Origin of the sequence: Ruminococcus sp. J1101004sp1_RTP21198st1_B9_RTP21198_201120 (genome assembly GCF_040924245.1) — a bacterium.
Taxonomy (GTDB): domain Bacteria; phylum Bacillota; class Clostridia; order Lachnospirales; family Lachnospiraceae; genus Blautia_A; species Blautia_A faecis.
The window spans coordinates 1-1739 of sequence record NZ_JBCOMI010000076.1 but is presented as its reverse complement, the minus strand read 5'-3'; the positions used below and the strand labels follow the sequence as shown (position 1 = coordinate 1739).

The 1739-nt window shown below is 35.1% G+C and carries 1 protein-coding gene; it reads right to left on the bottom strand.

All coding sequences use genetic code 11. The features are described from left to right. Positions 1–205: 205 nt before the first annotated feature. Positions 206–1534 carry an IS4 family transposase gene (locus tag AB5618_RS21300; protein WP_368367051.1) on the bottom strand — a complete coding sequence of 443 codons (1329 nt, stop codon included), beginning with the start codon at positions 1532–1534 and terminating at the stop codon, positions 206–208. Positions 1535–1739: the final 205 nt, after the last annotated feature.

Here is a 1739-nt window from a genome sequence, read left to right as displayed (position 1 = left end):
TGAACCAATGTCATTTAGTTAATTGGAATATGAATGAGATAACACCATTAGAAATACGATATTAGACACGAAAGTTATTGGATTTGATTATGAGAGTGGGGAGTTGGAAAATTTTATCAACATAAAGGATATTTTCTTCAACGACAAATAAGCAGATTTTCATCTGCTTCAAAAAATGCTATAATTCAAAGTGTTATGAATTTTCTTAAGCAGCTCTATATATAAAATACCGAGGTTTTCGGAAATGAGCTGTCTTTAGCCTTGGGTATTGGCGTTCGTCCCTTATTGGAATAAGTTCGGACTTAAGGATTTCCATAACATCTATGGAATCTTCTTTCGTGGTCAGACGAAGGAAGATTCTACTTATATGTGCCGCTACTGTAAAATTCACTTTGTAGGCATGCTTTGTTTCACGTTTTTCAATTATCGTATTGTTGATTATGGTTTCTGTCACATTATATAGAATGATTCTTGCATAGATTTCCTGCTTTATATAATCTGGTTTATACGAATGAAAGTTGTTTAGACCAATCGTATATTTCAGTTTTCGAAAAGAGGATTCTATAGACCATCTGGCAAAGTATAAAAGTTTTAGTTGCTGCATATCGAATTCTTTACGTGGAAGATTTGTGACCAGACACTCATAGGTATCATCAGATATTTTAATACGAACGACCCGGAAAGAGATATCGTATGTATCATCGGCCCCGTATTCAAGATAATCAAAAGATGTAGCGTGGTCCACAAAACGTTTATAGTAATCAGTTTTCACCTGGATTTTTCTCGAGTGACTTCTGACAAGTGTAACATTCACATCGATATCGAAGGTGTCAGAATCAGGATAATTAAATTTTCCAACCAGACCTTTGGAGTGAATATCTTTAGTTCGAAAAAGAAAATATTGGGCAGAAGCAATAACATGAGCCATGTTGTTATAAGAACAATATCCACGGTCACCTATATAAACATTTTTAGTATTAGGAAGAGCCGGATGTCTGTCAACAATGGTACAGAAAGCATTGAATTCATCTTTTTTATGAACCGGTTGAATGAGAATATCAGTATAGATATGTTTTTGAATATCCTGAAATGCGTTAATATGCATGCTGTAAAATCCTTTCTGTGAATGCCCTTGATTTACGTAGTACTCATCTGGTGAAAAGGATGCTTTGCTAAAATAGGTGGCCGTGGATCCATCGGCAGCAATAAAACGGTATTTCGATGAAACCTTTTCTTGGAAAATGGCATCATTAAATTCATACATAACTTGTTGAAGTGCCTCTGGTTTGAGTTTGGTCCTTTGCTGATTAAGGGCTGAATTTGTCACGCAGTTATTACTTAGATTGAAAAAATCTAAAAGTTCTAATTTTGTTGAGGCGGAGCCTTCTGAAATCAGAAATGAGATAAGTTTATCAGCTGGAAGTTTTTTGTGGCGTTTCAAATCTTTTTCTGGAGAAAAAGTATACTGGTCAATGTTGTCAACGACCTTTGAGACAGCCGAATTAAATATGGTTTTGATTTGGTTTTGTAGCATAAAAAAATCTCCTTGTAGTTGTATTTGCATCGTGCAGATGCTTCTTTAACTACAAAGGCCGCTCTCACTACTTCTAAAAACCAATCAGTAGTGAGAGCGGCCGCACATTTGAGTTGAAGTGTCAACCCCTATTTAGGGAAAAACTAAAAAAGAGGTTAGACCTCATGTATAAGATCTAACCTTGAAAATTAACTAAATGACATTG